The organism is Ruegeria sp. AF7 (genome assembly GCF_056541885.1).
Map to the genome: position 1 here is coordinate 1 of NZ_JBQFYX010000054.1, position 1,232 is coordinate 1,232.

Sequence of the window (1,232 nt, forward strand, 5' to 3'; positions counted from 1 at the left end):
TGAATTAGTCTCGATGTGATCTGACACCGCCCCCAATTTTTCAAATTGGATTGGGGGCGGTGGTTCCCTTGAAGGGAGATGGTTGTCCGTTTTGATGGTGGTGCCAACCAACCCATCGAAACGAGGAAACCACGATGTTGAATACTACCGACAAGATCATCAAACACAAAACCGGCCTGCTGAATCTGGCCGAGGAACTGGGCAATGTCTCGAAAGCCTGTCAGGTGATGGGCTACAGCCGGGACACGTTCTACCGCTACAAGTCGGCGGTCGAAGAAGGCGGTGTGGAAGCGCTGTTCGAACGCACCCGGCGTAAACCCAATTTGGCGAACCGGGTTGACGACGCGACCGAGCAGGCTGTGATCAAATCCGCCACCGATTTCCCGGCCTATGGTCAGGCCCGCACCTCGAACGAGTTGCGCAAGCAAGGTGTCTTTGTTTCGCCCTCCGGTGTCCGGTCAATCTGGCTGCGGCACGATCTGGCCAACTTCAAGGCCCGGCTGAAGGCCCTGGAAGCCAAGGTCGCCGAAGAGGGTGGCATCCTGACCGAAGCGCAGGTGCAGGCGCTGGAAAAGAAGAAGCTGGATGATGAAGCCTGCGGCGAGGTGGAAACGGCGCACCCTGGTTACCTGGGCTCGCAGGACACCTTCTATGTCGGCACGCTCAAGGGCGTCGGGCGGGTTTATCAGCAGACTTACGTGGACACCTATTGCAAGGTGGCACATGCCAAGCTCTACACCACCAAAACGCCAATCACCGCCGCCGACCTGCTCAACGACCGGGTGCTGCCATTCCATGACGAGCACGACCTGCCGGTGCTGCGGATCATGACAGATCGCGGGACGGAATACTGCGGGCGTGTCGACAAACACGATTTCCAGCTCTTCCTGGCAATCAACGATATCGACCACACCAAAACCAAGGTGAAATCACCGCAGACGAACGGCATCTGCGAGCGCTTCCACAAGACGGTGTTGCAGGAGTTTTATCAGGTCGCGTTCCGCAAAAAGCTCTACGACAGCATCGAAGCCTTGCAAGTCGATCTGAACGAATGGCTGCACCACTACAACCACGAGCGTACTCATCAGGGTAAAATGTGTTGCGGCAGAACGCCGTTCCAGACCATGATCGAGGGCAAAGAGATCTGGAAGGAAAAGTTCCTGAACCAAACTTGACCTGACAGACGCCGCCGGAAAAACGGCCAACTGTCAGATCACATCTGAACCACTACA

General features: G+C 56.3%; 1 protein-coding gene. It reads left to right on the forward strand.

Annotation, left to right across the window (positions count from 1 at the left end):
* Positions 1 to 134 precede the first annotated feature (134 nt).
* On the forward strand, positions 135 to 1,175 hold the full coding sequence (locus ACR0AP_RS20900; RefSeq protein WP_480509219.1) for an IS481 family transposase: 1,041 nt from the start codon (positions 135 to 137) through the stop codon (positions 1,173 to 1,175).
* Positions 1,176 to 1,232 lie beyond the last annotated feature (57 nt).